This window comes from Fundidesulfovibrio agrisoli (genome assembly GCF_022808715.1).
Taxonomy (GTDB): Bacteria; Desulfobacterota; Desulfovibrionia; order Desulfovibrionales; family Desulfovibrionaceae; genus Fundidesulfovibrio; species Fundidesulfovibrio agrisoli.
This window is the reverse complement of sequence record NZ_JAKZKX010000007.1, coordinates 113,325-138,402: the sequence shown is the minus strand read 5'-3', so window position 1 is coordinate 138,402 and position 25,078 is coordinate 113,325. Positions and strand designations below refer to the sequence as shown.

19 protein-coding genes are annotated in these 25,078 nt (G+C 71.4%); 13 read left to right on the top strand and 6 right to left on the bottom strand.

Annotated elements, in window-relative coordinates; genetic code table 11:
* The first annotated feature begins 140 nt into the window (after positions 1 to 140).
* The gene (locus MLE27_RS07440; protein WP_243311433.1) at positions 141 to 2,078 is read left to right on the top strand and encodes a hypothetical protein; all 1,938 of its coding nucleotides are present in this window, start codon (positions 141 to 143) and stop codon (positions 2,076 to 2,078) included.
* Between the two features lie 189 nt (positions 2,079 to 2,267).
* Entirely contained in the window at positions 2,268 to 3,242 is a 975-nt protein-coding gene (locus MLE27_RS07435) for an NAD-dependent epimerase/dehydratase family protein (RefSeq protein WP_243311432.1), read from the top strand.
* Here MLE27_RS07435 and MLE27_RS07430 read toward each other — a convergent pair.
* Both MLE27_RS07430 and MLE27_RS07425 read right to left on the bottom strand, forming a co-directional pair.
* Complete coding sequence (locus MLE27_RS07430; RefSeq protein WP_243311431.1) at positions 3,239 to 4,378, bottom strand: DegT/DnrJ/EryC1/StrS family aminotransferase; 1,140 nt, start codon at positions 4,376 to 4,378, stop codon at positions 3,239 to 3,241. The two genes, MLE27_RS07435 and MLE27_RS07430, sit on opposite strands and share 4 nt — an antisense overlap.
* Before the next feature lie 73 nt (positions 4,379 to 4,451).
* A complete protein-coding gene (locus tag MLE27_RS07425) occupies positions 4,452 to 5,483 on the bottom strand; it encodes a Gfo/Idh/MocA family protein (protein WP_243311430.1) in 1,032 nt (343 codons plus the stop codon).
* A 76-nt stretch (positions 5,484 to 5,559) separates the two neighbouring features.
* Here MLE27_RS07425 and MLE27_RS07420 point away from each other — a divergent pair, with 76 nt between their 5' ends.
* Both MLE27_RS07420 and MLE27_RS07415 read left to right on the top strand, forming a co-directional pair.
* Positions 5,560 to 6,357 (top strand): glycosyltransferase family 2 protein, encoded by a 798-nt coding sequence (locus tag MLE27_RS07420; RefSeq protein WP_243311429.1) that lies wholly within the window; start codon positions 5,560 to 5,562, stop codon positions 6,355 to 6,357.
* A gap of 113 nt (positions 6,358 to 6,470) precedes the next feature.
* Positions 6,471 to 7,682, top strand: a complete 1,212-nt coding sequence (locus MLE27_RS07415) for a radical SAM protein (protein ID WP_243311428.1) — start codon at positions 6,471 to 6,473, stop codon at positions 7,680 to 7,682.
* On the opposite strand, the gene MLE27_RS07410 is transcribed toward MLE27_RS07415, so the two are convergent.
* The 4 genes from MLE27_RS07410 to MLE27_RS07395 are packed head-to-tail and all read right to left on the bottom strand — an operon-like array spanning position 7,639 to position 11,562.
* Entirely contained in the window at positions 7,639 to 8,730 is a 1,092-nt protein-coding gene (locus MLE27_RS07410; protein WP_243311427.1) for a glycosyltransferase, read from the bottom strand. The two genes, MLE27_RS07415 and MLE27_RS07410, sit on opposite strands and share 44 nt — an antisense overlap.
* Positions 8,727 to 9,527, bottom strand: a complete 801-nt coding sequence (locus MLE27_RS07405; protein WP_243311426.1) for a class I SAM-dependent methyltransferase — start codon at positions 9,525 to 9,527, stop codon at positions 8,727 to 8,729. The genes MLE27_RS07410 and MLE27_RS07405 overlap by 4 nt, the downstream gene beginning before the upstream one ends.
* On the bottom strand, positions 9,515 to 10,711 hold the full coding sequence (locus MLE27_RS07400; protein ID WP_243311425.1) for a radical SAM protein: 1,197 nt from the start codon (positions 10,709 to 10,711) through the stop codon (positions 9,515 to 9,517). The genes MLE27_RS07405 and MLE27_RS07400 overlap by 13 nt, the downstream gene beginning before the upstream one ends.
* A complete protein-coding gene (locus MLE27_RS07395) occupies positions 10,708 to 11,562 on the bottom strand; it encodes a radical SAM protein (protein ID WP_243311424.1) in 855 nt (284 codons plus the stop codon). Before MLE27_RS07395 ends, MLE27_RS07400 begins: the two co-directional genes overlap by 4 nt.
* Before the next feature lie 146 nt (positions 11,563 to 11,708).
* Between MLE27_RS07395 and MLE27_RS07390 the strand changes: the two genes are divergently transcribed.
* The 9 genes from MLE27_RS07390 to MLE27_RS07350 all read left to right on the top strand — a co-directional run bounded on the left by MLE27_RS07390 (position 11,709) and on the right by MLE27_RS07350 (position 25,075).
* Complete coding sequence (locus MLE27_RS07390) at positions 11,709 to 13,451, top strand: glycosyltransferase family protein (RefSeq protein WP_243311423.1); 1,743 nt, start codon at positions 11,709 to 11,711, stop codon at positions 13,449 to 13,451.
* Between the two features lie 63 nt (positions 13,452 to 13,514).
* Complete coding sequence (locus MLE27_RS07385) at positions 13,515 to 16,634, top strand: glycosyltransferase (RefSeq protein WP_243311422.1); 3,120 nt, start codon at positions 13,515 to 13,517, stop codon at positions 16,632 to 16,634.
* Positions 16,631 to 17,368: a TylF/MycF family methyltransferase gene (locus MLE27_RS07380; RefSeq protein ID WP_243311421.1), complete on the top strand. Its 738-nt coding sequence runs from the start codon at positions 16,631 to 16,633 to the stop codon at positions 17,366 to 17,368. The genes MLE27_RS07385 and MLE27_RS07380 overlap by 4 nt, the downstream gene beginning before the upstream one ends.
* Positions 17,365 to 18,036, top strand: coding sequence for an acylneuraminate cytidylyltransferase family protein (locus tag MLE27_RS07375; protein WP_243311420.1), 672 nt, complete (start codon positions 17,365 to 17,367; stop codon positions 18,034 to 18,036). Before MLE27_RS07380 ends, MLE27_RS07375 begins: the two co-directional genes overlap by 4 nt.
* Positions 18,024 to 19,172, top strand: coding sequence for a hypothetical protein (locus MLE27_RS07370; RefSeq protein ID WP_243311419.1), 1,149 nt, complete (start codon positions 18,024 to 18,026; stop codon positions 19,170 to 19,172). The genes MLE27_RS07375 and MLE27_RS07370 overlap by 13 nt, the downstream gene beginning before the upstream one ends.
* A gap of 290 nt (positions 19,173 to 19,462) precedes the next feature.
* Positions 19,463 to 21,220 carry a hypothetical protein gene (locus MLE27_RS07365; RefSeq protein WP_243311418.1) on the top strand — a complete coding sequence of 586 codons (1,758 nt, stop codon included), beginning with the start codon at positions 19,463 to 19,465 and terminating at the stop codon, positions 21,218 to 21,220.
* 2 nt (positions 21,221 to 21,222) lie between these two features.
* On the top strand, positions 21,223 to 23,115 hold the full coding sequence (gene asnB, locus MLE27_RS07360) for an asparagine synthase (glutamine-hydrolyzing) (RefSeq protein ID WP_243311417.1): 1,893 nt from the start codon (positions 21,223 to 21,225) through the stop codon (positions 23,113 to 23,115).
* Positions 23,112 to 24,293 (top strand): radical SAM/SPASM domain-containing protein, encoded by a 1,182-nt coding sequence (locus tag MLE27_RS07355; protein ID WP_243311416.1) that lies wholly within the window; start codon positions 23,112 to 23,114, stop codon positions 24,291 to 24,293. The genes asnB and MLE27_RS07355 overlap by 4 nt, the downstream gene beginning before the upstream one ends.
* 2 nt (positions 24,294 to 24,295) lie before the next feature.
* Positions 24,296 to 25,075 (top strand): amidohydrolase family protein, encoded by a 780-nt coding sequence (locus MLE27_RS07350; protein WP_243311415.1) that lies wholly within the window; start codon positions 24,296 to 24,298, stop codon positions 25,073 to 25,075.
* Positions 25,076 to 25,078 lie beyond the last annotated feature (3 nt).

Below are 25,078 nucleotides of genomic sequence, written 5' to 3'. Positions count from 1 at the left end.
GGGCGAAGCCCTTTGCCCGCCGGAGGCTTCCCCGAAGCGTAAATTTTCTTGACGATCTGAGTTGTTACGGGCGAGTGCGGCGGATCGCCGCGTCCCGGAGCGACCTCGTTTCATCACCAGCCACTCAGGGAGCCTCACGCTTGTCCGTCTATTCCTTCGCCATCTTCGACACCTGCCTGGCGCGCATCCACGCCCGGCCCACGGACCTGCTCTACGCCCTGGCCGCGCGGGTGCTGCCCGGCAGCCGCACCCGGGAGGACATGCACGAGTTCGTGCGGCTGCGCCTGGCCGCCGAGCAGGAGGCCCGCCAAGGCCCCGGCCTGGAGGCCGCAGGGCTGGGAATGGTCTACGAGCGCTTCCCCCAAGCCAACCCCTGGGAGTTGGACCCCGAGGCCCTCTACTCCTCCGAGCTGGAGCTGGCCCTGGCCTCGGTGCGGCCGGTGCCGCCCGTGCTGGAGCGGGTGCGGGCCCACGTCCGGCGGGGGGAGCGGGTGGTCTACGTCACGGACAGCCTGTTGCCCGGCGCCGCGCTGCGCCGCCTGCTGGAGTCCCACGGGTTCGCGGGGGAGGTCTACGCAGCGGGAGACCTGGGCAAGACCAAGGCCAAGGGAACGCTCTTCAGCCACGCCCTGGGCGCGCTGGGCATCGCCGCGCAGGATCTGCTGCACGTGGGCGCGGACAAGGCGGCCGACGCCAGCGTCCCCCGCTCCCTGGGCATCGCGGTGGAGCCGTTCGTTTCGGGGCGGCTCACCCCGCACGAGCAGCGCCTGCTGAGCCTGCAGCGCGACTGCGCGCCCGAGGCCTCCCGCGTGGTGGCGGCCTGCCGCCTGGCCCGCCTGCGCGACGAGCCCGCCAAGGGTTTGGCCTCGCTGCGCGCCTTCGCCTGCGGTGTCGTGGGCCCGGCGCTCACGGCCTTTGTGGCCTGGGCCATGGACGACGCGGCCCGGCGCGGCGCGGACCGGCTGTATTTCCTGGCCCGCGAGGGCGAGGCGCTTTGGCGCATCGCCAAGGCCCTGCATCCCGTCACCGGCGGGCCGGAGCCGCGCTACCTGATGGGCTCCCTTGCGGCCTGGACGGCCCCGCTGCTGGCGGCCATCGGCCGGTCGGACCTGGGCTGGCTGGCCGCCGAGGGGCAGTCCCGGCGTCCGGCGGACCTGCTGGCCAGGCTCTCGCTCACGCCCGAGGAGCTGCTGCAGGCTTCGGGCCTGAGCATGCCGGGCCTGCTCTCCGACGCGCCCCTGGACGACGAGGGCATCGACGCGCTCTGGCGGCTGCTGGACACGCCCGGCGCGCGGGAGCTGCTGCGGCGCAAGGCCGAGGCGGCCCACGCCGTGCTGCTGGCCTACCTCGAGGGGCAGGGCGCGCTGGAGGGGGCCACCCTGGCCGTGGCGGACATGGGGTGGACGCTCTACACCCAGCGCGCGCTCAAGGCGGTGCTGGCCGAACGCGGCGTGGACGTGGCGGGCTGGTATTTCGGCCTGGCCGGGCGCAGGCTGGGGCGCGTGGAGGCCGGGGCGCACCGGGCGCTGTTCATCGAGCACGCGGGGCAGGCCGCGCCCGGGGGGCTTGAGTCCATGCTCTTCCGCAACCAGGCGCTCATGGAGCGGGCCTTCACCCCGGCCAGCCACGGCAGGGTGCTCGGGTACAGCCTCACCGGGGGCAAGGCCGCGCCCCTGCTGGCGGAGCCGCCCCAGGGGCAGGAGGTCATCAGCGAGATTCAGGAGGGCGCGCTGGCCTTCGCCCGGGCCTTCGCGGACGGCGGCTGGAGCGAGGCCGGGTTCCAGGCCCTGATGGAGACGGCGCGCCAGAGCCTGGCCGCATTTCTCTCAGAGCCTGACACCCCGACGGCCCGGGCCGTGGCCGCGCTGCCCGGCCTGCGGGAGGGCAAGTCCGGCCCCATGCGGCGCATTACGGGGCGCGACGCCCTGCGCGCCTGGATGCACGGCCACGGGCTCGGCCGCAAGAGCCGCAAAGGCCCGCAATGGATCGAGGGCTCCGTGGCCATCAGCGCCGCCTGGCTCAGGCCCTACCTGCGCAGGCCCAGGTTCATGGCCCTGCTGCGGGCCTATTTCTCCTAGCGGCCAGTTGAAAAATTCCCGCTGGCCGCGTTGCCTCGAAGAAGCCGAACCCTCACGTATGCCGAATACGCATCGGCCTTGCCAGCGGGCTTTTTGAACAGGCTGCAAGAATCGGCTTTTGCGACAGGCAGCTAGGGACAGCCCGAGCGGGGCTAGGCAATCCCGGCGGCTTGGGCTATTCGACCGGCCATGAACCGCCAGCCCGGCTCAGGCCGCAGCGTCCTCGTCACCGGAGCGGCCGGGAGCATCGGCTCCAGGCTGTGCCGGGCCATGCTGGAATCCGGGTGCCGCGTGGCCGGGGTGGACGACTTCTTCTCCGGCCTGCGCGAGAACATCGAGCCCCTCGCGGGCGACCCCAACTTCACCTTCCTTGAGCGCGACGTGTGCGAGCCCGGCCTGCTGGCCGCGCTCAACGGCATGATCGGCCCCTTCGGCGCGGTGCTGCACATGGCCGCCGTGGTCAGCGCGCCGTGGTCCCTGGAGAACCCGGAGCGCACCGACGCCGTGAACCGCGCGGCCGCGCTGGCCTTGCACGGCGAGGCGCGGCGGCTGGGCGTCGGCGCGTTCGTGTTCGCGGGCTCGGCGGCGGAATACGGCCTGCCCCTGGCCGGCCCCGCCCGCGAGGGCATGGCCGGGGAACCGCAGACGCCCTACGGGCGTTCCAAGTTTCTGGCCACGCGGGCCATCGAGGCCTCGGGCTACGGCTGCGCGCTGCGGCTGTTCAACGTCTACGGCCCGATGGAAGGGAACCCCGGCCCGTATGACGGCGTGGTGCGCCGCTTCCTGGATGCGGCCCTGCGCGGGGAGCCGTTCGCCGTGCACGGCGACGGCGGCCAGACCCGCGACTTCGTGCACGTGGACGACGTGGTGCGCGCCCTGCTGCACGCCTCGGGCGTATGGGGGAATGAACCCCTGCGCGGGGTGTTCAATTACGGCACGGGCAGGGCCACGTCCGTGGCGGAGTTGGCCGGGATGGTTGCGGCTGTTGCCGGGCGGGAACTCGTAATCAGGCACTTGCCCGAACGTCCTGGGGACCTGCATGATTCGCAGGCGGACATGGGCCGCGCCAGGGCCGCCGGGCTGCCCATGCCGGAAACCAGGCTGGAGGACGGCCTGCGCGCGACGTGGAAGCGGCTCAAGGAGTTGGGCGGCCGCTCCGGCTAGGCCTCCAGGGCCTCTCGAAGAACTTCGCTGACGAAATCCACCTCGTCATCCCGCAAATACGGGTGCATGGGCAGACTGAGCACCCGCTCGCACAATCCTTCCGCCACGGGGAAGTCCCCCGGCTTGTATCCCAGGTTTGCGAACGCGGGCTGCAGGTGCAGGGGGCGCGGGTAGTAGACCGCCGTGGGCACGCCCCTGGCCTGGAGGGTCTGGGCCACACTGTCCCGGTCGTGCGTCTGCGGCAACTCCACGGTGTACTGCGCCCAGGCGCTGCGCGCACCGGGGACCTCTGGCGGCAGCCCGAGCCCGGCCACGTCCCCCAGGTTGCGGGCGTAGCGCGCGGCCACGGCCTCGCGCAGGGCCAGCTCCTCCTCGAAGATGTCCAGCTTCACCAGCAGTATGGCGGCCTGGAGCGTGTCCAGCCGGGCGTTGAGCCCTATGCGGGCGTTGTCGTACTTGTGGCCGCCCTTGCCGTGCACGCGAAGCGACTCCACCGATTCGGCCAGGGCCGGGTCGGCGGTGAACACGGCCCCGCCGTCGCCGAAGCAGCCCAGGGGCTTGGCCGGGAAGAAGCTGGTGGCCGCGACATGCCCGAAGGCCCCGGCGCGCACGCCGCCGAGGCTCGCCCCGAAGCTCTGGGCCGCGTCCTCGATCAGGTGCACGCCGCTTCCCTCCAGAACTGCCGACAGCGCAGGGTAGTCGCAGGGCAGGCCGAAGAGGTCCACGGCGATGGCGGCCCTGGGCCTGAGTCCGCGCGGATCGCGCCCCAGTCCGTCCAGGGCCTCGCGCAGGCGGGCCGGGTCCAGGTTGCGGGTGGCTGGGTCCACGTCGGCGAACACCGGGGTGGCCCCCGCCAGGGCGATGGCCTCCGCGCTGGCCACGAAGGTGAAGGGCGTGGTGATGACCGCGTCGCCAGGGCCGACGCCAAGGGCCATCAGGGCCAGGAGCAGGGCGTCCGTGCCCGAGGAGCAGCCCAGGCAGTGCTTCACGCCAGCGAACGCGGCCAGGCGCTCCTCCAGTTCGCGCACCTCGGGGCCCATGATGAACTTCCCGTGGTCGAGCACGGCGCTGATGGCGGCCTCCAGCCGGGGGCGGATACGCTCCCGCTGGGCCTTGAGTCCGCTGAACTCGATCATCGCTTCTCCTTGGCGGCCCCGTGGAGGTGATGCCCCTGCGCCCTTGGCCTGCGCCGCAGTACGGCGGGTTCCATCACAACGCCTCTGCCACGACTTCTCGCACTCCGGCGGCGTTGAGCGAGCGCTGGCACGCGCCCAGCACCGTGAGCACGCGCAGGCCCTCCTCGCCGTCGGTGCGCGGCCTCGCGCCGGTGGCCACGCACTCCAGAAAGTGTTCGCACTCGCGCTGCAGGGGCTCTCCCGGGGCAACATCCACTCGGATGGCCTCGGCCTTCACCGGTACGGGCGCGCCGCCGTCCCAGCGGATCTCGTGGGGGTAGAGCAGGAGCTTGTCCTCCCAGGGCTGGCCGTCGTCGAACACGGCCATGCCGCCCTGGCCCACGGCCACGAGGCGCTGCTCCTTGTAGGGGTGCAGCCAGGAGACGAAGATGTGCCCCTTGAGCCCGGAGGCGAAGTCCATCTGCGTCACGGTGACGTCGGCGATGGCGGACTGCAGCCAGCTGCCGCCCGTGGCCAGCAGGGACTGCGGCATGGCCCCGGCCAAGGCCAGGATCATGGAGATGTCGTGCGGCGCGAAGGACCAGAGGATGTTCTCCTCCCGCCGGATGCGGCCCAGGTTCAGGCGGTGGGAGTAGATGTAGTCGATGCGCCCCAGCTCCCCGGCGGCGCAGAGGGCCTTCAGGCGCTCGAAGGCCGGGTGGTAGTGCAGCAGGTGCCCCACCATGAGGGTCAGGCCGCGCTCGCGGGCCAGGGCCACAAGCTCGCGGGCCTCGTCCTCGCGCAGGGTCAGGGGCTTCTCCACCAGGGCGTGCTTGCCCGCCAGCAGGGCCTGCCGGGCCAGGGCGTAGTGCGTCTCGGAGGGGGTGGCCACGGCCACGGCCTCAACGTCCGGGCGGGCCAGCAACTCGTCCAACGTGGCGCAGAGAAAAACGCCGGGGCAGGCCTCCCGCGCGCGCTCCAGGTGCGCCGCCTCCCTGGAGCAGACCGCCCGCAGCGCGCCCAGCCCGTGGAACACGCGCACCAGGTTGCGGCCCCACTGGCCCGCGCCCACGACGCCCACTCCGGGCCGCGATTGAGGTCGCGATTGGGGCCACGTTCCGCTCATCCCTGAAACTCCTTGCCGCCACGGCGGGCCTTGCTTAACACTGCGGCGCATGAAGCCCGCAGAACCAGGCGCCGCCTTGAGGATATCCGTGGTCGTCCCCGCCTACAACCAGGGGCGCTACCTTGCCGCCTGCCTGGACTCCCTCTGGTTCCAGGACCACCCGGACCTTGAAATCATCGTGGTGGAGGACGGCTCCACCGACGACACCCCCCAAGTGCTCGCGGACTACCACCGCGCCCTGGAACAGGACGCGGCCTCCTACGCCAGCCGTTACACCACCGAAACCGATACCCTGGAGCGCGCGCATCACCCGCGCTACCCCGCTGCCGGGCGCAGCCTGCGGGTGATCGAACACGGGGGAAACCGGGGCCTGGCCGCCGCCCTGAACACCGGCATGGCAGCCGCCACGGGCCAGGCCGTGAGCTACGTCCCGGCGGACGACTGGTGCATGCCCAGCATGTTCGCCGAACTGGCCCGCGCTCTGGAAACAACACCTGCTGACTTCGCCTACGCCGACATGCTCATCGTGGACGACGCCTTCCGGGTCACGCGCCGCTTCGACCTGCCGGACTACAGCTTCCAGCGCAGCTTCGCGGACTGGTACCTCTGCGGCAACTGCAAGCTCTACCGCCGGGAGCTGCACGAGCGCTTCGGCTTCTACGACGAGGCCCTGCTGGCCCACGACCACGACCTCTTCCAGCGTTTCGCCCTGGGCGGAGCCACATTCGTCCACGTGCCCAAGGCGCTCATGGCCGTGCGCGACCATGCCGCCCGCCAGGTGGATATCCACGCGCCCTCCAACTGGAGCCGCCTGATCGGCGAATCCAAACGGCTGGTGCTTGAGGCCCGCGAGCACATGGCGGGCGCGAAGTGAGCCCCTCGCAGCGGCATTCCCCGGCTACGCCAGGGCAGCCCGCCCAAAGCGAGGCGCCGGAGGATGTCCATCGTACCCAAGTTCAGCCCGCCCGAAGCGCCGCGCCGCAGCACATGCTCCACACTCCGGGCCAGCCCGCGCTTTCCGGCGTGCTCGATCTGGGGCTGCGCTGCGTGCACTCCTGCCGCTTCTGCTACTACAGCTTCCACGGGGGCGCTGTGGAGCAGTTCGCTCCTTTGCGCGGCGCGCCGCTACGCTCGGGCGAGGACTGCCGCGAAATCCTCACGCTCTTCAAGGAGCAGGGCTTCCTGCGTTTCGACGTTACCGGCGGCGAACCCACCCTGCACTCCGATCTGACCGCCATCATCCGCCACGGGTGCGCCGAACTGGGGCTGGCCGGGCGGGTCATTACCCTGGGCCAGTTGCTGGCGCGACCCGGCGCGGCCTGCGGCAAGTACCTGCTGGACGACCTGCTGGCGGCCGAACTCACGGACTTCCTGTTCTCGCTCCACGCCGCCGAGGAGGACACCTTCAAGGATTTCACCGGCGGCAGCCTCAAGCGCCAGCTCCGGGCCATGCGCGAGCTGGACCGCAGGGGCGTGCAGTACGGGGCCAACACCGTGGTCTTCAGCGGCAGCGCGCCGCTGCTGCCCGACATCGCCCGGCTGGCGGCCTCGCGCGGGGTCTGGGCGCACAATTTCATCCTGTTCAACGCCTACCACGAGTGGTCCGCGTCCGGCCAAGCCGTCGGGGTGCAGGCCCCCTACCATGACATCGCCCCGAAGCTGGCCGAAGCCGTGGAGATCCTCACGGAGGCGGGCGTTGCGGTGAACATCCGCTTCGCCCCGCTCTGCGCCTTCCCCGGGCTTGAGCGCCACGTGGTGGGCGTGCTGGGCCTGCCCTTCGACCCCAGCGAGTGGCGCAACCGGGCCTGCAACATCGAGCGCGAGCCCGCCTACTGCGCCCGGGCCATCGAACTTCCGCCGGACGGCGTGCGCCCGGAGCACGCCTACTCCCCGCTGGACGAGGCCCTGCCGAACGGCGTGCGCCTCACGGGGCAGCGCGGCAAGCGCTTCAAGCTCTTCGCCGGGCCGTGCGCCGAATGCGCGGCACGCCCGGGCTGCGACGGGCTGGACCCGGGCTACCTGGAGCGCTACGGCGACGCCGAGCTGCGGCCCTTCGCCGAGGCGGCGCTCTCCGGGCCGCTTCTGCGCGCCCGCCTGGACTACGCCCCGGCCTTCGCCGTGAAGCTGGCCCAGCGGGCGGACATGCGCGCCTTCGTCAGGGGGCTGGCCGCCCAGGCTCCGCCTCTTCCGGCGCGATGACCTCCAGCTTGTCGGGCCAGGGCGTCCTGTCGCGCCGCCAGCGCGAAATTCTGAAACGCAGGTAGCCCGCCCAGGCCCTCCAGGCCGGGCCGGGGAACAGGTCCGGCCGCTTGCGCAGCACCTCGCCGAACTCCCTCACCGTCGCCACCTTCCAGATGAGCACCCGAAGCCCCGGCCCGCCCAGGATGGGCAGGAAGCGCGCGCCGTTGGCCAGCGCGTGCTCGACGATGGCCCTGCGGAACTCCGGGTGGGGCGGGTGCTTGCTCATGCAGCCCACGGAGTTGAGCGCGCCCAGCACCGGGTTGGAGCCGAAGTTGTTCTCCCCGTGGCGGCGGTAGCAGCCGTGGATGGCCGGGATGAGCAGCGAGCAGCCGATCAGGTTGGCGAAGTGGGCCACGTAGTAGTCCGCGCAGATGCGGAAGGTACGGGGCTGGCGCTCCAGGATCAGGCGCAGCACGTCGGCCCGGTACATCATGGAGCTGGCCGTGGCCCAGACCCAGAAACCCCGCTGGAACGTGGTGCGCGCCACCAGCCGGTAGTGGCCTTTGGACTGGTGGTCCAGGTGCTCGGCGCTGAGCACGCGCCCGGCCGCGTCGATCTGGTACTGGTTGGAGCTGGTGAAGGCCACGGGCCTGCGCCCCAGGTGGGCGCGCACGTGGGCCTTCAGAAAATCCTCCAGGAGCACGTCGTCCGCGTCCAGCAGCACCACGAAGGCGCCTGTGGCCAGAGCCAGGCCGTCCTTGAAGGCCTCCATCTGCCCGCCGTTCACGGCTCGGCGCACCAGCCGGAACCTGCTGCGCGCCTCATCCGAGGCCGCGAATGCCTCGATGATCGCCGCCGAGCCGTCCGTGGAGCAATCGTCCACCACCAGGCACTCCCACTCGGGGTAGGTCTGCCGGGCCACGGAGCGCAGGCACTCCAGCACGTAGGGTGCGTAGTTGTAGCTCGTCACCAGCACGGTGACCTTGGGCGGCGCGATCCCGGCGCTCACGAGGCGGGAGTCCTCCAGAGCGGGGATCTGGGCGAAGGGCGACGGGCAGGCGGTCATGGCGCATCCTTGAAGGCCAGCGCCAGCGCGGACCCGATGGCACGGCCCGAGGCGTCGGCGAAGACGTTGGCTTCGGTCTCGAAGCGCGGGAAAAGCCTGCGCAGGGCCTGCTCCAGGGATGCCTCGCTGAAGAAGTGCAGGTGGTCGCGGTTGTCGTGGTCGGCCTCGTTCAGCGGCACCTCCAGGAAGACCGCGCCGCCGGGGTGCACAAGCTCCCGCTGGGCCTCAAGCGCCGCGAAGGGGTCGCGCAGGTGCTCCAGGGTATGGAAGGAGATCACCGCGTCGAAGCTCGCGGGCTCGAACCCGCACTCCTCGGGGGAGCCCGGCCGTATGTCCAACCCGAAGAGGCGCGCGCCCAGGGCGGCCACCTCGGCGTTGACGTCGCAGCCGGAAACGCTGTGCCCCATCCGGGCCAGGCCCCTCAGCACGCGGCCCTCCAGGCAGCCAACCTCCAGGATGCGCAGCGGCCCCGGCCCCAGGCGGGGCAGCAGCAGACGCTCAATCTGGCCCAGGCGGTGGGCGGTCCAGCCCTGCCAAGCCGCGTCGTCTTCGATGGAGGCGATGCCCTGGTGGGCGCAGTTTTTGCGGAAATATTCCATACCCTGGTAGAAGGAACGGATTTCCGCCTCGCTCCAGGGATTGGCCACGAAATGGTGCCCGCAGGCCGCGCATCCGGCGACCACGCGGCCGTGCCGGTTGGCCGGGGCGGGGCGGGCAGGGCCACCGCAGACGGGGCAGGCGCAGGCCGGGCAGGCCTGAGCCGGAGAGGCGGGGGCGGCTGCCGCTAGAGCGCCCATGACGCGTCCTCGTCCTCGACGATTTTCACTTGCTCCCGGATCAAATGGCGCGGGTCGCCCACCGGACAGGAAATACCCGGCAGGTCCTGGGCGCTGGCCTCGTCCGCCCCGTACAGGCTGGAGTAGTCCCCGTGGAAGCCGTCGCAGATGTCCTTCAAGGCGCAGGCCGCGCAGGCCGGGGCGAACCTGTAACCGCAGTGCTCCCTGGCGCGGATGAGCGCGCTGTGGCGGTATTCGTCCTCCACGCTTACGGAGGCGTCCTCCAGGTAGCCGTCATGCCCGAACATTTTAGAACGGCGGTTGGCCTCCCGCAGGGTGATGGGCGGCTCCAGCTCCCCGTCCCGGCGGCGCTGCGGGTTGCGCCCCGACCAGGACCAGGAGGCGTAGTCCCACTCGTGCAGGTCGTAGGGCAGCTGCTGGAAATTGTAGAAGTTTTTGCGATGGCGGGGCTGGGCGACGCACAAGGGCAGGTAGCGCACGTTGGCCTCCAGCCCGTTTGCCTCCAGGTGGTCCAGGGCGTCGGCCAGCGGCCCGGCCACCTCGGAGTAGCGGTGCACGTCCTGCCCGGAGCGGGCGCCTTGCTGATCCTCGAAGGGGTTGAAGGCGATGAAGTTCATCACCCTCGCTCCCCGCTCCACGGCCAAGCGGGCGATTGCCGCCAGGTCCGGCAGCACCGAGGACGCCAGCACGCAGTTGAGCCGGAAGGGGATGGCCTCGGCGGCCAGGTTGTCCAGGGCCTTCATCTGCCGGGCGTGCGCCCCGGGCAGGCCCACGGCCTCGTCGTAGGCCGCGCCCAGCCCATGCACGGAGACCAGCAGGTCGCGCAGGCCCGCCTGCTTGAGGCGGCGGCAGCGCTGCGGGTCGTCCAGGGCCACGGCGTTGGTGATGAGCGTGGGCAGTAGGCCGATTTCCCGGCAGTGGGCCACCAGGGCCTCGATCTGCGGGTAGATGGTGGGCTCACCGCCCTGGATGTCCACGGCGGTGTTGCCGTAGCGGCCGCGCAGGGTGGAGCAGACCGCGCGGGCCTTGTCCAGGCTCATGAAGGGGTGGTCGGGGTGCTCCCGCGTGGCCACGCGCGTCTGGAAATAGCAGAAGCGGCAGCGCAGGTTGCAGGTCTGGCCCAGCCAGACGACGCCCCTGCGGGTGCGCACGCGCCGCGTGGTTTTGGAAAATCCGGCGCTCATTCGGCGGCGTCCAGGCGCTTGGCGATGCGGCTGCGGTACTGGGCCTCGCCCTCCACCTCGGACATGTACCAGTTGTGGTGCGGGTTCCAATCCGCCGCCTGTTCGCCCCGGTACAGGGCCACGCGCCCTTTGCGCACCTTGGGGGAGGCCATGCGCTCGAGCTCGGCCAGGTTGGCCGGGCTCACGTCGTCCACCTGTTCGGTGCTGGCCCGGCGGGGCAGGGGCACGGCGCATCCGCAGCGCGGGCACCAGCGCTCCTTCTGCTCGCCGAACTGGTGGGGTTCGCGCTGCCACCAGCCGGGCTCCACGGGCCAGCCGCCCGGGCCGTCGAAGAGCATGTCGAAGGCCGCGGCCACCTCGCAGAAAAAGGCCCCCTTGGGCGTGATGGAGGCCGACCAGCATTTCTGCACCCAGCACTCGTCGATGAGGCTCCACATGCGCGCCGGGTCGGGCACGGCCTCGCTGGCGGCCACCAGCACGGGCTGGTGCATGATTTTGTCCACGGTGTGGTCGTTGAGGTACAGATTGCCGAAGACTTCCTTGATGAGCGCGCCGTGCTTGGTGCCCTCCGGCACGGTGGACCACAGGCCGCGCCGCCTGGGGTCCTCGATGCGCTCCTGGAGGTAACGGGCCATGCGCGGGAACTCGGGGTGCAGCAGGGGTTCGCCGCCGATCATGCCCACCATGCCCGGGAAGTCGGCCAGGGAGTCCACGGCGCGCGTGAACATCTCGAAATTCATGAAGAAAGGCTTGCGATGGTGGCCGATGAGCCGCGTGCAGTTGGAGCAACTGTTCATGCAGGCGTTGGTGATGTCGATCTGGATGATCATCATGTCGCGGATGGCAATCATGCGAAAGGCTCTCTGGTGGCGGTGTGCGCGGCCTGCCGGGGCGGCAGAATAGTCCCTGCACGGGGGCAAGCATCATGCATGCCACGGGCGGCCCCCGTCGCGCGGCCCCGTTGCGCGGTCAAGATGGCTAGGGTACTCCTTCCTCAATGATATCGCAATCGGACACCCGCCGCGAGGGCGATAAGCCCGCCACGCTGCTGCTGGTCAACCCCATGGGGCGCGGCCACGGCGCGGCCTACGCCAGCAGCTTCACGCGCTGGGGACTTTCGCGCGGCTTCCGGGTGGTCCACGCCGGGGCGGACTTCTCCGCCACCGCGTTCGGGCGCGCCTGCGCGGCGGACGGGCGCGTGGAATTCGTCGTGGATGAGGGCGTCGATTGCTCCATGGACGGCGTGCGCGCCCTGCAAGAGCGCACCGGCGCGGCGCTCACCGTGCACCTGGGCGCTGACCAGTGGCTCTTCACCAAGGGCGACATGTTCGCCCCGGGCGCGGCCCAGCTTGCGAACACCTACGCCGTGGCCACCTTCGCCGGGCGCGAGGCCCATACCGGGCAGCGCGAGCCCTACGGCCTGCGCCTGGACGCCGTGCTGGAGGGGGGCCTCGTATCCGGGGTGTTCACCCTGGACGAGTATCAAGCGCATGCTCATTCGGAACGCGGCGTGCGCTTCCTGCCCGATCCGTGCCGCGAACTGATGGGATCGGGGGAGCCTTCCGGCCACGAAGCGGCGCGCCTGCGCGCCTTCCTGGACGCCGCGCCCGGGCCGGTGTTGCCCGTGCTCGGCAAGCGCGACGCCCGCAAGAACAGCCTCTGGATCTTCAAGGCCGTGGCCGACTCCCTGGACATGCGCTGCGTGGTGCTTGGCGAGGCCGTGCGCTCCGAGACCGCCGGCGAAGAGGACGAACTGCTGGCCTGGCTTGTTGCCAGGGGCCGGGCCTTCGTCCACGAGGGCTACCTCCCGGGGGACAGGCTCTTCCTCGGCGTGCTGGCGCACAGGGCCGTGCCCTGCGCGGCGCTGCCCTACCGGCGGCATTACGGCTCCTCGGGCATCCAGCTGCTGGCCCACCGCTGCGGCAAGCCCGTCCTGGCGGCGGGGCAGGGCCTCATGGCCCGCCGCATCGAGGACAACGCCCTGGGGCTGGCGCACCATCCCGGCGACGAGGCCCACTTCCGGGAGCAGCTTACGCGCATGTTCCGGCGCGATCTGGCGGCGGACAGGAATGCGGCACGGGCTTTCTCGCAATATTTCCGCACCCGCGCGGTGTTCACGGCCATGGACTCCATGCTGTCCGGCCGCCAGCTCCCTGAGTTGCCGCCCTGGGCCTCGGAGCCGCTTCAGCCCGGTCCGCCACTGGAGGAGTTGGGCCGCAATCCCCGCACGGCTGCGGAGTTCAGCTTCCTGTGCGGGCTGCGCTTCGATCTGGCCTGGGTGCTGCACCGCCTGGGCCGCGAGGGCGAGGCCCGCGCCGAACTGGAGGCCGTGCTCGCATCGGCCCCGAGCGGGGAAGGCGGCATACCTGAATATTTGGACGCCCTGGCCCTGGAGACCCTGGGCTCCTCCCTGGCCGCCATGGCCCGCCCGGACGAGGCCGCGCGGGCCTTTGCCCGGGCCGTGGCCCTGGCCCCGCGCAATATGGATTTGCGCCTGTTCCTGAGCGACGCCCTGCGCTATGCGGGCCGAAACGAGGAGGCCCTGGCCGCCCTGGCCGGGCTGGAGGCCCTGGCCCCGGCCCACCCCGGGCTGCGCCACAAGCAGGGCCAGGCCCTGGCCTGCCTGGGCCGCGTGGACGAGGCCCTGGCCCGCTTCGCCCGGGAGCCCGAAGGGTCGCCCTGGAAGCGGCCCGCGCGGGAGTGGGCGGCGAAGCTGCAAAACGGGGATCAGGCCCGGTAATTGCTGCGGCCTCCATCCGGGGCCAGGCGGCAAAAAATGCCGCGCCCGAGCGCGAGGAACCCCTTGAAGACAGCCCTGTTCACCATCTGCTGCGCCAACTACCTGCCCCGGGCCGCCGTGCTGCTGGAGTCCCTGGCGGCCAACGGGGCGGTCAACGGGGCGGCCAACGGTGTTGCGGAGGGGCTGCACCTCGTGCTGGCGGAGGATCCGGCCTCCATCCCCGCCCTGGGGCCTGATTTCGCGCCGCCGGCCGGGGCCGGGCTGATGACCATCGACGAGCTGGGCCTTCCCGACGCGCGCGGCATGGCCTTCCAGTACAACGTCACGGAGTTCAACACCGCGCTCAAACCCTGGGCCATGCTGCGCCTGCTGGACATGGGCTACGACGCGGCCGTCTACCTGGACCCGGACATCCGCTTCTATTCCGGCTTGGAGCCGCTGCTTTCCCCGCTGGAGCGCGCCGATTTGCTGCTCACCCCGCACATCGCCAAACCCTGCGACTGCGACGGCGTGTTCCCCACCGTGCGCGACTGCCTGCACGCGGGCCAGTTCAACCTGGGCTTCATGGCCCTGCGCCGTTCGCAGCAGACGCTGGATTTCCTGCGCTGGTGGAGCGGGCGGCTGCGCGAGCACTGCCTGCAGGAGCCGGGCTACGCCTACTTCGTGGACCAGCTCTGGGCCAGCCAGGCCCCGTCCTTCGTGGACAAGGTGGAGGTGCTGCGCGGGCCGGGCCTGAACGCGGCCTACTGGAACCTGTTCCAGCGGGAGCTGGCCCGCACGGGTGACGGTTGGACGGCGGACGGAGAGTCCCTGACCTTCTTCCACTTTAGCGGCTACGACCCGGCCCGGCCGGAGCGTCTCTCGCGCTACAGCGCCAAGGGCAGCCCTGTGCAGCCGGGCACCCCGCTGGCGGAGCTGCTGGAGGGCTACCGTGAAGCCTTGGCCGAAGCCGGGGAGCGCTATCGCTTCGCGGCCCGCCCCTACAGCTTCGGCGCCTACACGGACGGCGAGCCCGTCACCCAGGAGGACCGGCGGCGTTACCTGGCCCTGCCGAAACCAGCACGGGAGAGGGCGGGCGACCCCTTCGAGGGCCGCTGGCGCAGGCCCGAGGCCCCTTTGGCCACGGGCCGCCCATCACCCGGCCTTACGCCCGGCCCCGGCCCCGCTCCTGGGCCTGGCCTCTGCCCGGAAACGAGCGCGGCCCCCGCGCGGCTGGCCTTCCTGCTCATGGGCGGGGAGGGATGGTTCGCGGGGCTTGTGCACATCCGAAACCTCGTCCGGGCCCTGAAGCTGGCCGACCCGAAAGCCCAGGCCCACATCTTGGCCCTGCCCGGGTCCGGCCCCCTGGAGCGGGCTCGGCTGGAGGCCTTCCTGGACGCCCCGCTGCTCCCCTGCGCCACGCCCGGAGAGGTGCGCGCGGCCCTGGCGCGGGGCGGGTACGACGCCCTTTTCGCGGCGGAGCGGCCCTTCCTGCACGGTGAGCTGCCCGTGCCCTGGCTGGCCTTCCTGCACGACTTCCAGCACTTCCGCCTGCCGGAGCACTTTCCCCCACAGGAGGCCGCCGCCAGGCGGGCCTCCTTCCAGCGCGCGGCCATGTTGGCAGACGGCCTGGCCGTGAGCGGCCGCGACGCCCTGGCCGACTGCGCGGCCTTCCTGCCCGGGGAGGTCCGCAAGGCTCACGTGCTGCCCCCCGCGCCCTGGCCCGGCCCGGAGGTGCAGGCCCTGTGCGAGGCCCCCTGGCGCGCGGCCCTGCGCCTGGGCCTTCCCCGGCGCTACCTCCTGCTGCCCGCCCAGATGTGGAGCCACAAGAACCACCTCACCGCCCTGGAGGCCCTGGCCCGCCGCCCCGAGCCGGACATGGCCCTGGTGCTGACCGGGGCGCCGCTGGACGGCCGCGCACCGGCCCACGCCCGGCTCCTGCGGGAGCGCATGGCCCCCCTGGAGCGTGAAGGGCGGGTCTTCGTCACGGGGCTTCTGCCCCCGGACGACGCCCTCCAGCTCATGCGTGGGGCCGAAGCGGTGGTCCTGCCTTCGCTGTTCGAGGGCTACGGCCTGGCCGTGGCCGAGGCCCAGGCCCTGGGCAAGCCCCTGCTGCTCTCGGACATCGCGGCCCACCGCGAGCACGGCGCGACCACGGCCCGCTTTTTCGAGCCCACCGACGCCCAGGCCCTCTCCGAACTCATGCGCGAGGCCTGGGCAACGCCGGGGGCTGACCACGACCCGGCCCGTGAGCGCGAGGCCCTGGCCCTGGCTCGGGAGCGCGCCAGGGAAGCGGGCGAGGCCCTGCTGCGGGCGGTAACGGCCTGCAAGGCGGCCTCTGCCAGCCGCGTCAGGCCCTCGGGCGATGATTTCGCCGCCAGGGGCCTGCTCGCCGACGCCGCCGTGGCCCTGACAGGCGACCAATCCAAGAACCGGAGCCAACTCCTGGCCGGGTCAGCTCCGGAAGCCGGAGCCATGGACGGCCGGGCCTTGGCCCAGGCCCTCAGGGCCGGGCTTGCCGCGAGCGTCCGCCACGCCTTCCTCATGGGTGAGGCCGAGGCAGGCCGCATCCTGGCCCGCGCCCTTCTGCAGCGGGGGCCGGGCGGGGATGCCGAGGGCTTCTATTGGGCCGGGCTTGAGGCCCTGCGCCAGGGCGCTCCCATCGGGCTTGAGATTCTGGAGCGCGTGCGCGCCGGCGGGAATGGCGTGACCCCCGGCCTGCGGGCCTGGGCCTGCTTCAAGTTGGGCGAGGCCCTCCAGTCCAGCGACGGGTCAGCCGCCCGGTCACTCTTCGAAGAGGCCCTGGCCCATGACCCCGGTCTGGCCAAGGCCCGGCTGGCCCTGCTGCCTCCGGACCGTTTGCCGCTGCTGGCCGTGAACCTGCCCGCGCCCGGCCCGGAGTGGGTCCGCGCCGATTTCGACCCCATGGACGAGTCCCTCTGGGCCTATTACCTGGGCACAGGCGAGGCCGGGGGGCTGCTGCTGGCCCTGCAGGATGGCCTGCCCCCGCACAAGGGCCGCGAACTGGCCGCTCTGCTGGCCGCCAATCTGGCCCCCGGAGCATCGGCCCGGCTGCGCCCGGGCCGCGAGGGCCTGCCCCCCGGGCTGGCCCAGGCCCTGCTCGAACAGGGGGCCTCGCTCTCCCTGGCCGGCCACGAGCTGACCGTAACGTTCCCCCACACTGGAGACGTCCGACATCCATGAACGACTACGAACGCCAGAAATACCTCGACGCCATCACCGAGCTCTACGCGCTGTACCGGCGCGCGGTCTTCCCGTCCCTGCCTGCGATCGGCAACCGTGCCCCCCTGATGGCCGAGCTGCTGGGCACCAGCCTGGGCGAGGCCGTCTACCTGCTGGACACCCTGCGCCGCTGCCTGCCGCTGCCGGGCGACGTCTGCGAGTTCGGCATCTGCCAGGGGGCCACCTCCGCCTTCATGGCCAACGAAATAATGGACACCGCCAAATCCCTCTGGCTCTACGATTCCTTCCAGGGCCTGCCCAAGCCCGGCGGCAAGGACGAGCTGCTCGACGACATCTTCGGCCTGGGCGAGATCGGGAAATACCACGGCACCATGGTCTGCGGGCGGGAGGTGGTCGAAGGCAGGCTCGAGCGCCTGGGCTTCCCGGCGCAGCGCACGCGCATCGTGCCCGGCTTCCTGGAGGAGACGCTCACCCCCGAGGCCTTGCCCGAACGGGTCTGCTTCGCCTACCTGGACATGGACTTCCACGAGCCCACGCTGCTCGTGCTGCGGGCCCTGCACGGGCGCGTTCCCGAGGGCGGCGTGCTCATGGTGGACGACTACGGGTTCTTCTCCTCCGGGGTGAAGACGGCGGTCCACGAATTCCTGGAGGAGCACCCCGGCGAGTACGAACTGACCCTGCCCCTGGCCCTCTCCGGCAAGTTCTGCTTCCTCTGGAAGGGGAGCCTGGCGTGAGGTCCGGCCTGCTGGCCATCGTCCCAGCGCGCGGCGGCTCCAAGGGCCTGCCCCGCAAGAACCTGCTGGACCTGGGCGGCAAGCCGCTGCTGGCGCATTCCATCGCGGCCGCCCTGGCCACGCCCGGCATCGAGCGGGTGGTGGTCTCCACCGAGGACGAGGATATCGCCCGCGCCGCCAGACAGTGGGGGGCAGAGGTGCCCTTCATGCGACCGGCCGAACTGGCGCGCGACGAATCGCTGCTCGGCGAAGCCGTGGAGCACGCCCTGGAGGCCCTGGCCGGGCAGGGCTACCGGCCCCGGGCCTACTGCCTGCTGCCGCCTTCGCATCCCTTCCGGCACCTGGAGATGATGGAGGAGCTGGCAGCCAGCGCCCTGGAGGGTTTCGCCACGGTGGGCACGGTGCGGCGCATGGCCCCGCGAACCTATTTCGAGCCGGACGGCGCGCGCTACGCCCCGCCGGAACTGGAGCAGGGGCCGTACTTCCGGCCCTACGGGCTGTTCGCGGCGGCCAGCCTCGTCCCGGCCAGCCGCCACTTCACCCGCGAGATTTCCGACCCCGCCGGGCTGGTGGACATCGACCACGCGGAAGACCTGCTGCGCGCCCGGCGCATCCTGGCCGCCAACCTGTTCGACGCGCGCACGGGGTACCTGGGATGTTGCTGGTAGCGCCGGTCGTCTTCAGCTGCGCGGCAGAGGCCGAATCCTGGCGCGGCGAGGCAGGGATGCAGGCCCTTGGCCGCTGGTTCTCCGGGCTTGGCGCGGGCGTTGTGGCTTGCGCGGATTCCTGGGTGGGCGATCTGGCCCGGGATCACGGCCTCGAAGTGCTTGAAATCGCTGGAGCGGACACGGATGCCGGTAGGGGCTCCGACGGCGACGCCCCCCCCGGTTGGGGCGCGGCCCTGGCCGCCCTGCGCGCCGGGGGAGAACGCTTCGAGGACGGCGCGGCGGTGGCGGATTTCCGCTACCCGCATGTGCCGCACGGGCTGTACGAGGCGGCGCGAAAGCTCCTGGAGGCCGGGAGGCAGGACGTTCTGGCCACGGTTCGCCCCTGCCGGGACCACCCCTGCCAGTTCCAGAGCCACGAAAACGTGCTGGACGCGGGTATCCTGGCCCTGTTCGACTCCTCCGCCACGCGCCTGGACGGCCCTGCGCCGTCCTACACATGCCTGCCTGTCCCCGCTCCGGGCGGTGCTTTCATCGCCTCCGGCGAACTGGCCCCCTCCTGGTTGGCCGAGGCCGCTCCGCCCGCACCCGGGGCGGCACTGGCCGGCGTATCCTCCACGGGGCAGGAGGGGCGTCCGCGCCTTTCTCTCTGGCGAGTGGTGAACGGCGGCCTGCTGGTGGTTGCCCACGGCTTCGTTTGCGGGGCTGAGGCGCGCGCATCATTTCTCCCGGTGGGGGAGGGCGGGCCAATCGGCGAAGCTTTGGAGCCCCATCGCGAAGCGGATGGCTGGCGGTTGCCCGCCGTCGGCATGCCTCAGGGCCTTCGGGGTTTCGCCTACGCCGTGACCGAGCATTCCCCCGGCCCCGCGCACGACATGCTCAGCTGGCTTGAGCCCTCGGACGGGCGCTGGCACTTCGACCGCCTGCGGCAAGTGATGGTGGACGGCCGCACCGGGGCGGCCATCACCGGCAGGCAGACGTTCCCGGCGCTTTACGAGCTGTGCCGGGCGTTGCGCATGGCCCGGCCCGGCGCGGTGGACCGGCTGGCCCGGATCGGGTCGCTCCCTCGTTGCGAACTTCTGGTGCTTGAGTGGCGGGAGGCGCGGCGGGTGCGCTGCGCCCTGGATCTGGAAGGCTAGCGCCAGGCAGGCCCAGGATGGCTCGGGGGTGGGTGCGTCAGCTTGAAATTGTTCACTAGATAAACGATTGTCGCGCTGTACGACAAGTAATGTGCCAGAAAGGCGCGCTTCAGGCAGATTCGTTTTGACCTTTGCGCTCAAATACTGTTCGGTGAGTTATCGGTTGCCGCGCAACGCGGCATGTTCCTTGCTCGCCGATTCTGTCGCCCGGAAATTTCAGCCGGTGGTCCGTACCCCGGTGGGTCCGCACTATGGAAACCATGCACGCCAGCACAAAATCCAGCCCAGCTATGGCACGCGCATCGAGCCGCGAGGCCAGGGGCCTGGATTGCGCCCTGGCCCTGGCAACCCACGCCGTGCTGGCTGGCCGGGCCGGTGGGGAAGCGCACCTGCGCAGGCTGCACGGCGCGCTGGCGCAGCGGGCCGAACAGGCTGACCACGCCCGGCTGCTTGCTGGGCTGCGCCTGCTCGACGCCGGGTTGACGGCCCAGGCCGGGGAAGTGTTCGACGAACTGCTGCGAACCCCACGCGCCCAGGCTGCCGTCATCAGCCAGCTGAGGTCCCGGCTGGTAGCCTTGTTGCGCGTCCCCTGCGCGGACATCTCCCCAACCCTGCGCGCCCTGCTGGCCCAACTCTGCTTCCAGGCGGGGCGAGCCGACGCGGCCATAACCTGCCTGGAGGGCATGGCCCCTGCCCACTGGAGGCGGGCGGGCCTGGGCGCGCCCCTGGCGGAACTCTGCCAGAACCTCATGGCCCATGGGCTCATGGCCGAGGGCTCGGCCCTGCTGGAGGGGCTCTCGGTCCGCGACCTCTCCGCGGCCACGCCCCAACTACGCCTGCTGCTCGGCGAGATGGCCTGGGAGCTGGGGGACAGGGCCGGGGCGCGGCGCCATTTCTGGGCCGCTGCCGGGCCTGGCGTGGAATTCGACCCCTTCGCCCTCTCGCGGGTGGCCTGCGGCCTCATGGCCTGCTCCCTCCCCGGCAGGGCCAAGGTCATGCTCGATCGCGCCCGGACCGCGTTGCGGGAAACATCCCCCAAAACTCTGCCCCTGGCCCTCTCACTGGCCGAGACCCTGGCCTTCGCCGGGCGCACCGGGGAGGCCCGGGCCGTGCTGGCCGGGCTGGACGTGGCCTGGCTGGCCGGGAGCGGCACCCGTGGCGGCGGCCTGACGCACTGGGCCGCCACCGTCTGCCTGCGCGCCCAGGATTGGGCCATGGCCGGGGCCATCTGCCGGGCCTTCGTGCTCCCCAGGGCCGCACTGGGCCACGCGGACCTGAACCTGCTCTGGAACGTGGCGGCCCTGGAGGGCCAACGCGAGGGATTTCTGGATGTGGTCCGGGACAGGGCCGACAGGCAGGCACTGGGGCCGGGCCTCGCGGATTTCTGGGAGGCCGAAGCCCTGGCCCTGGTGGGCCGCTTTGAGGATGCCCTGGACCCTCTGCGCCGGGCGGAGCGGAGCGGGCTCACCCTGCTTGGGCGGGTGCCCCTGCTTCTGGGCACGGCCCTGGCCTGTTCGGGTCAGGCCGAGCTTGGGGCCGATGCCCTGCTTGCGGCCCTGGCCGCCCACTTCACCGACAACCTGCGCGTGGCCTGGGGCTGGGCCGCCGGGTTGGAGGCGGCCCTGGCGCTCCTGCACCTGGGCCGGGCCGACAACGCCCGCCAGGCCCTGGCCGCCGCCGTGCGGGCCTACCCGGGGCCGGGCAACCCCTGCCGCGCCCTGCTGCGCTACCTGTCGTCCGGGCCGCTGCCCGCCGGGTTCTCCCGTCGCTGCCTGGCCGGGGCCGAGGCCTGCCCCAGCGTCATGAACGCGGGCCACCTGGGCCGGGCCTGGCACCTGCTGCTGGCTGCCCTGGCGCATCGCGGTTCTAATCCGTCCAGAGCCGTGGGCCTGTTGCGGGCCTGTCCGGGCCTGAGCTTCACCGAAAGTGGCAAGGCCGCGCAGCTTCCCGCGCCCGAGGCAGTCGCCCGGGCCTTCTACCCCTACGATTCCGCCGGTTCGCCCCGCCTGGCCGTACTGGATTCCCTCGCCGCCGGGGAGCGGTTCTAGCCATGTGCGGCGTCTGCGGCATCCTCTGCGACAATGGCTCGCGGCCCGACCTCGCGGCCCTGGAGTCCATGACCCTGGCCCTGGCCCATCGCGGCCCGGACGGCCAGGGCCTGCACGCGGACGGCCCCTGCGGCCTGGGCCACCGCCGCCTGGCCATCCTGGACGTGAGCGAGGCCGGGGCCCAGCCCATGCTCCTGGACTGGGGCCGCTTCGCCCTGGCCTACAACGGGGAGGTCTACAACTTTCGGGAGCTCAGGCGCGAGCTCGAGGCCAAGGGCCGTGTGTTCCGCAGCAACACGGACACAGAAGTGGTTCTGGCGGCCTACGCCCAGTGGGGACCAGCCTGCGTGGAACGCTTCAACGGCATGTTCGCCCTGGCCCTGTGGGATTCGCGCGAGCGCACGCTCTTCCTGGCCCGCGACCGCTACGGCATCAAGCCGCTGTACTGGTGCAGGGCGGGCGGGGCGCTCATCTTCGCCTCCGAGGTCAAGGGCCTGCTGGCCCACCCGGACGCGCCCCGAGGCATGGATCCGGAGGGCCTGCGCGAGTATATGACCTTCCAGAACTTCTTCACCGCCCGCACCCTCTTCGCCGGGGTCTCCATGATGCCCGCCGGAACCTGGTGCCTGCTGCGCCCGGGCGGGCCGGACCCCGAGTTCCGGCGCTACTGGGACTTCACTTTCGCCCCGAAAGTGAACGACACCCGCACCCCGCAGGAACTGGAGGAGGAACTGGCCCACCTGTTCGAGCAGGCCGTTCGCCGCCATCTGGTCAGCGACGTGGAGGTGGGGGCCTACCTCTCCGGCGGGGTGGACTCCGGCTCCATCTGCGCCGTGGCCTCGCGCCTGGTCCCGGGCATCAAGAGCTTCACCTGCGGCTTCGACCTGAGCTCCGCCTCCGGCCTGGAGCTCAACTTCGACGAGCGGGCCAAGGCCGAGCGCCTCTCCTACCTGTTCGGCACCGAGCACTACGAGGCCGTGCTCAAGGCCGGGGACATGGAGCGCTGCCTGCCCGCCGTGGTGCGCCACCTGGAGGAGCCCCGCGTGGGCCAGAGCTACCCCAACCACTACGCGGCCGGGCTGGTCAGCCGCTTCTGCCGGGTGGTGCTCTCGGGCTCCGGGGGCGACGAGCTCTTCGGCGGCTACCCCTGGCGCTACTACCGCGCCGCCGCCAGCAGCAGCTTCGACGGCTTCGTCGGGGAGTACTACGCCTACTGGCAGCGCCTCATCCCCGACGGGCGAGAGGCCGAGGTGCTGGCCCCGGTGTGGGGGCAGGTGCGCCACATGGACATGCGCGAGATATTCAGGGGGGTGTTCGGGCAGCGCCCCGAGCGCCTGCGCACGCCCGAGGAGTACGTGAACCTCTGCCTCGGTTTCGAGGCCAAGACCTTCCTGCACGGCCTGCTCATGGTGGAGGACAAGCTGGCCATGGCCCGTGGCCTGGAGAACCGCGTGCCCTTCCTGGACAACGAGCTGGTGGACTTCGCCACGGCCCTGCCCGTGGGCGTGAAGATCGGCAACCTGCACGAAACCCTGCGCCTGGACGAGAACGAGTTCGCCAAGCCGCGCCAGTATTACCAGCGCACCCGCGACGGCAAGATCATCCTGCGCGGGATGCTCTCCCGCTTCGTGCCCGAGGACGTCTGCGTCTGCGAGAAGCAGGGCTTCTCCGGCCCGGACCGCTCCTGGTTCAGGGGCGACAGCATCGAATTCGTGCGGCGCAACCTCTGCGACCCGGCCGCCCCGGTGTGGTCCCTGCTGGACCGCAAGGCCTGCACCGCCCTGGTGGACCGCCACCTGGAAGGGCGGGACAATTTCCGCCTGCTGATCTGGTCGCTTCTGTACCTCAACCGCTGGCTGCCCGAGTTCGGCATGGTCACGGGAGGCCGGGCGTGAAGTCTCGCCAGGAATACGCGGCCATCCGGGCCAGGGAGGCCGCCAACAAGGCCTACTACGCTCGCGAGGACGGCGTGGCCGCCGCCCCGCACACGGTCTGCCTCTCGGTGAACACCAACTGCTTCATGCGCTGCCGCATGTGCGACATCGGCGTGGCCAACGCGGCCAAAAGCCCCCCCGGCGAAGCTCGCCTGTTCTCGGGCCGCTACTCCCGGCCGGGCCGCCAGCGTGAGTTCCCCCTGGAGCGGGCGCTTGCGCTGGTGGACGAACTGGCCCCCCACGGCCCCACCATCAAGACCAATTTCGTGGAGCCCCTGCTCTGGAGCGGCCTGGAGCGCCTGGCCCGCTACGCGAAATCCAAGGGCCTGCCATTCTACACCATCACCAACGGCTGGACCCTGGCCCGCCATGCGGGCTGGATCGCGGACGCCGGGGTGGATCTGGTGCGCGTCTCCATCGACGGCCCGCCCCAGGTGCACGACCGCCTGCGCGGCGTGCCCGGCAGCCACGCCCGGGCCGTGGCCGGGCTCAAGGCCCTGGTGGCCGCCAAGAAGAACCTCGGGGCGGAGCGGCCCATCCTGGGCGTGTGCTGCACCGTGAGCGACCACAACTGCCGACACCTGCTGCCCATGCTGCGCGGCCTGCGCGAAGAGGGCCTGCTGGAACACTGCTACGTGAACATCAACCACCTGCAGTACACCACGCAGTGGGAGGCGCAGTTGAGCCGGGAGCAGTCCCCGCTCTTGGCCCAGGCCTCCCCGTGCAGCCTGGACGGGGTGGACCTGGCTGCCATCGACCTCCCGGCGCTGGCGGAGCAGGCGGCGCTGATCGCCACGGAGTTCCCCGCCGGGGAGTACAACGTCTACTTCTCACCGCGCCTCGAAGCCGAAGACCTGGCCGCATATTACGACCCCAAGGCCTGGATGTTTCCCGGCACACCCTGTTATCTCCCCTGGTACGCCGCCCAGCTGGACATGGACGGCAACGTGGGCGTCTACGGGCACTGCGTGCTCCCCGGGTTCGGCAGCGTTCTGGAGCAGGGCGGGCACAGGGGCTTCATGGACGTCTGGAATTCGGAGCGAGCCCGGGAGGTACGCCTGGCGCTCAAGCGGGCGGGCTCCTTCGCGGCCTGCAACCGCTGCATAGGGACACTTTATCCCCTGAGGGGGAGGGACTGAGCATGATCGTAGACGCGCTGGCCCACGCCACCGAAGACGGCAAATGGTTCGAGACGGGACGGGACGCCTCCGTGGCGGCCCTGCTGGCCTCCATGGACGAACACGGCGTGGAGCGCGCCGTGCTGGCGGGCATGCACGGCCACGCCGAGCTGGACTTTCTGGCCCGCACGGCGGCCAAACATCCGGGCCGCTTCATCCCCGTGGCCGGGCTGGACCTCTCCATGGGTCTGAACACCGCCGCCCGGACCATCGCCCAGGCCGAGGAGATGGGCTTCGCCGGGGTGAAGATCTACCCCCGCATGTCCGGCGTGCCCCTCACCGACCCCCTGATCGAGGAGGTGGTGGACCTGGCGGGCGAGGCCGACCTGGCCGCCTTCGTCTGCACCATCCACCGCCCGCCGCTGCCGCCCCTGGGCCGCCCGGTGAGCGACGCCATCCACCAGCTCTGCGCCGTGTGCGACAGCACGCGCATCGTGCTGGTGCACGGCGGCTACGACGACCTGCTGGCCACCTCGGAGCGCATCAGGCCCATGGAGCACGTGCTGCTGGATCTCTCGCTGACCCTCACCCGCTTCGCCAAGGCCTCCGTGGGCCTGGACATCGCCTTCCTGCTGGAGAGCTTCGACCGGCGCATCTGCGTGGGCACCGACTTCCCCGAGACCTCCTGGGGAGATGTTTTGCGCGCCTTCGAGAAGATCGGCGTCTCCAAGGGCGAGCTGGCTGGCGCGGGCGTGCTGGGCGAAAACCTGCTGCGCTTCCTGGCCCCGGCCGAGGAGGACTAGGGC

Bases quoted from the DNA above. Each gene is read 5' to 3' on its own strand.
- asnB (WP_243311417.1), top strand. From the start codon at position 21,223: ATGTGCGGCGTCTGCGGCATCCTCTGCGACAATGGCTCGCGGCCCGAC.
- MLE27_RS07370 (WP_243311419.1), top strand. From the start codon at position 18,024: ATGTTGCTGGTAGCGCCGGTCGTCTTCAGCTGCGCGGCAGAGGCCGAA.
- MLE27_RS07380 (WP_243311421.1), top strand. From the start codon at position 16,631: ATGAACGACTACGAACGCCAGAAATACCTCGACGCCATCACCGAGCTC.
- MLE27_RS07435 (WP_243311432.1), top strand. From the start codon at position 2,268: ATGAACCGCCAGCCCGGCTCAGGCCGCAGCGTCCTCGTCACCGGAGCG.
- MLE27_RS07400 (WP_243311425.1), bottom strand. From the start codon at position 10,711: ATGAGCGCCGGATTTTCCAAAACCACGCGGCGCGTGCGCACCCGCAGG.
- MLE27_RS07430 (WP_243311431.1), bottom strand. From the start codon at position 4,378: ATGATCGAGTTCAGCGGACTCAAGGCCCAGCGGGAGCGTATCCGCCCC.
- MLE27_RS07415 (WP_243311428.1), top strand. From the start codon at position 6,471: ATGCTCCACACTCCGGGCCAGCCCGCGCTTTCCGGCGTGCTCGATCTG.
- MLE27_RS07410 (WP_243311427.1), bottom strand. From the start codon at position 8,730: ATGACCGCCTGCCCGTCGCCCTTCGCCCAGATCCCCGCTCTGGAGGAC.
- MLE27_RS07350 (WP_243311415.1), top strand. From the start codon at position 24,296: ATGATCGTAGACGCGCTGGCCCACGCCACCGAAGACGGCAAATGGTTC.
- MLE27_RS07405 (WP_243311426.1), bottom strand. From the start codon at position 9,527: ATGGGCGCTCTAGCGGCAGCCGCCCCCGCCTCTCCGGCTCAGGCCTGC.
- MLE27_RS07390 (WP_243311423.1), top strand. From the start codon at position 11,709: ATGATATCGCAATCGGACACCCGCCGCGAGGGCGATAAGCCCGCCACG.
- MLE27_RS07425 (WP_243311430.1), bottom strand. From the start codon at position 5,483: ATGAGCGGAACGTGGCCCCAATCGCGACCTCAATCGCGGCCCGGAGTG.
- MLE27_RS07365 (WP_243311418.1), top strand. From the start codon at position 19,463: ATGGCACGCGCATCGAGCCGCGAGGCCAGGGGCCTGGATTGCGCCCTG.
- MLE27_RS07395 (WP_243311424.1), bottom strand. From the start codon at position 11,562: ATGATTGCCATCCGCGACATGATGATCATCCAGATCGACATCACCAAC.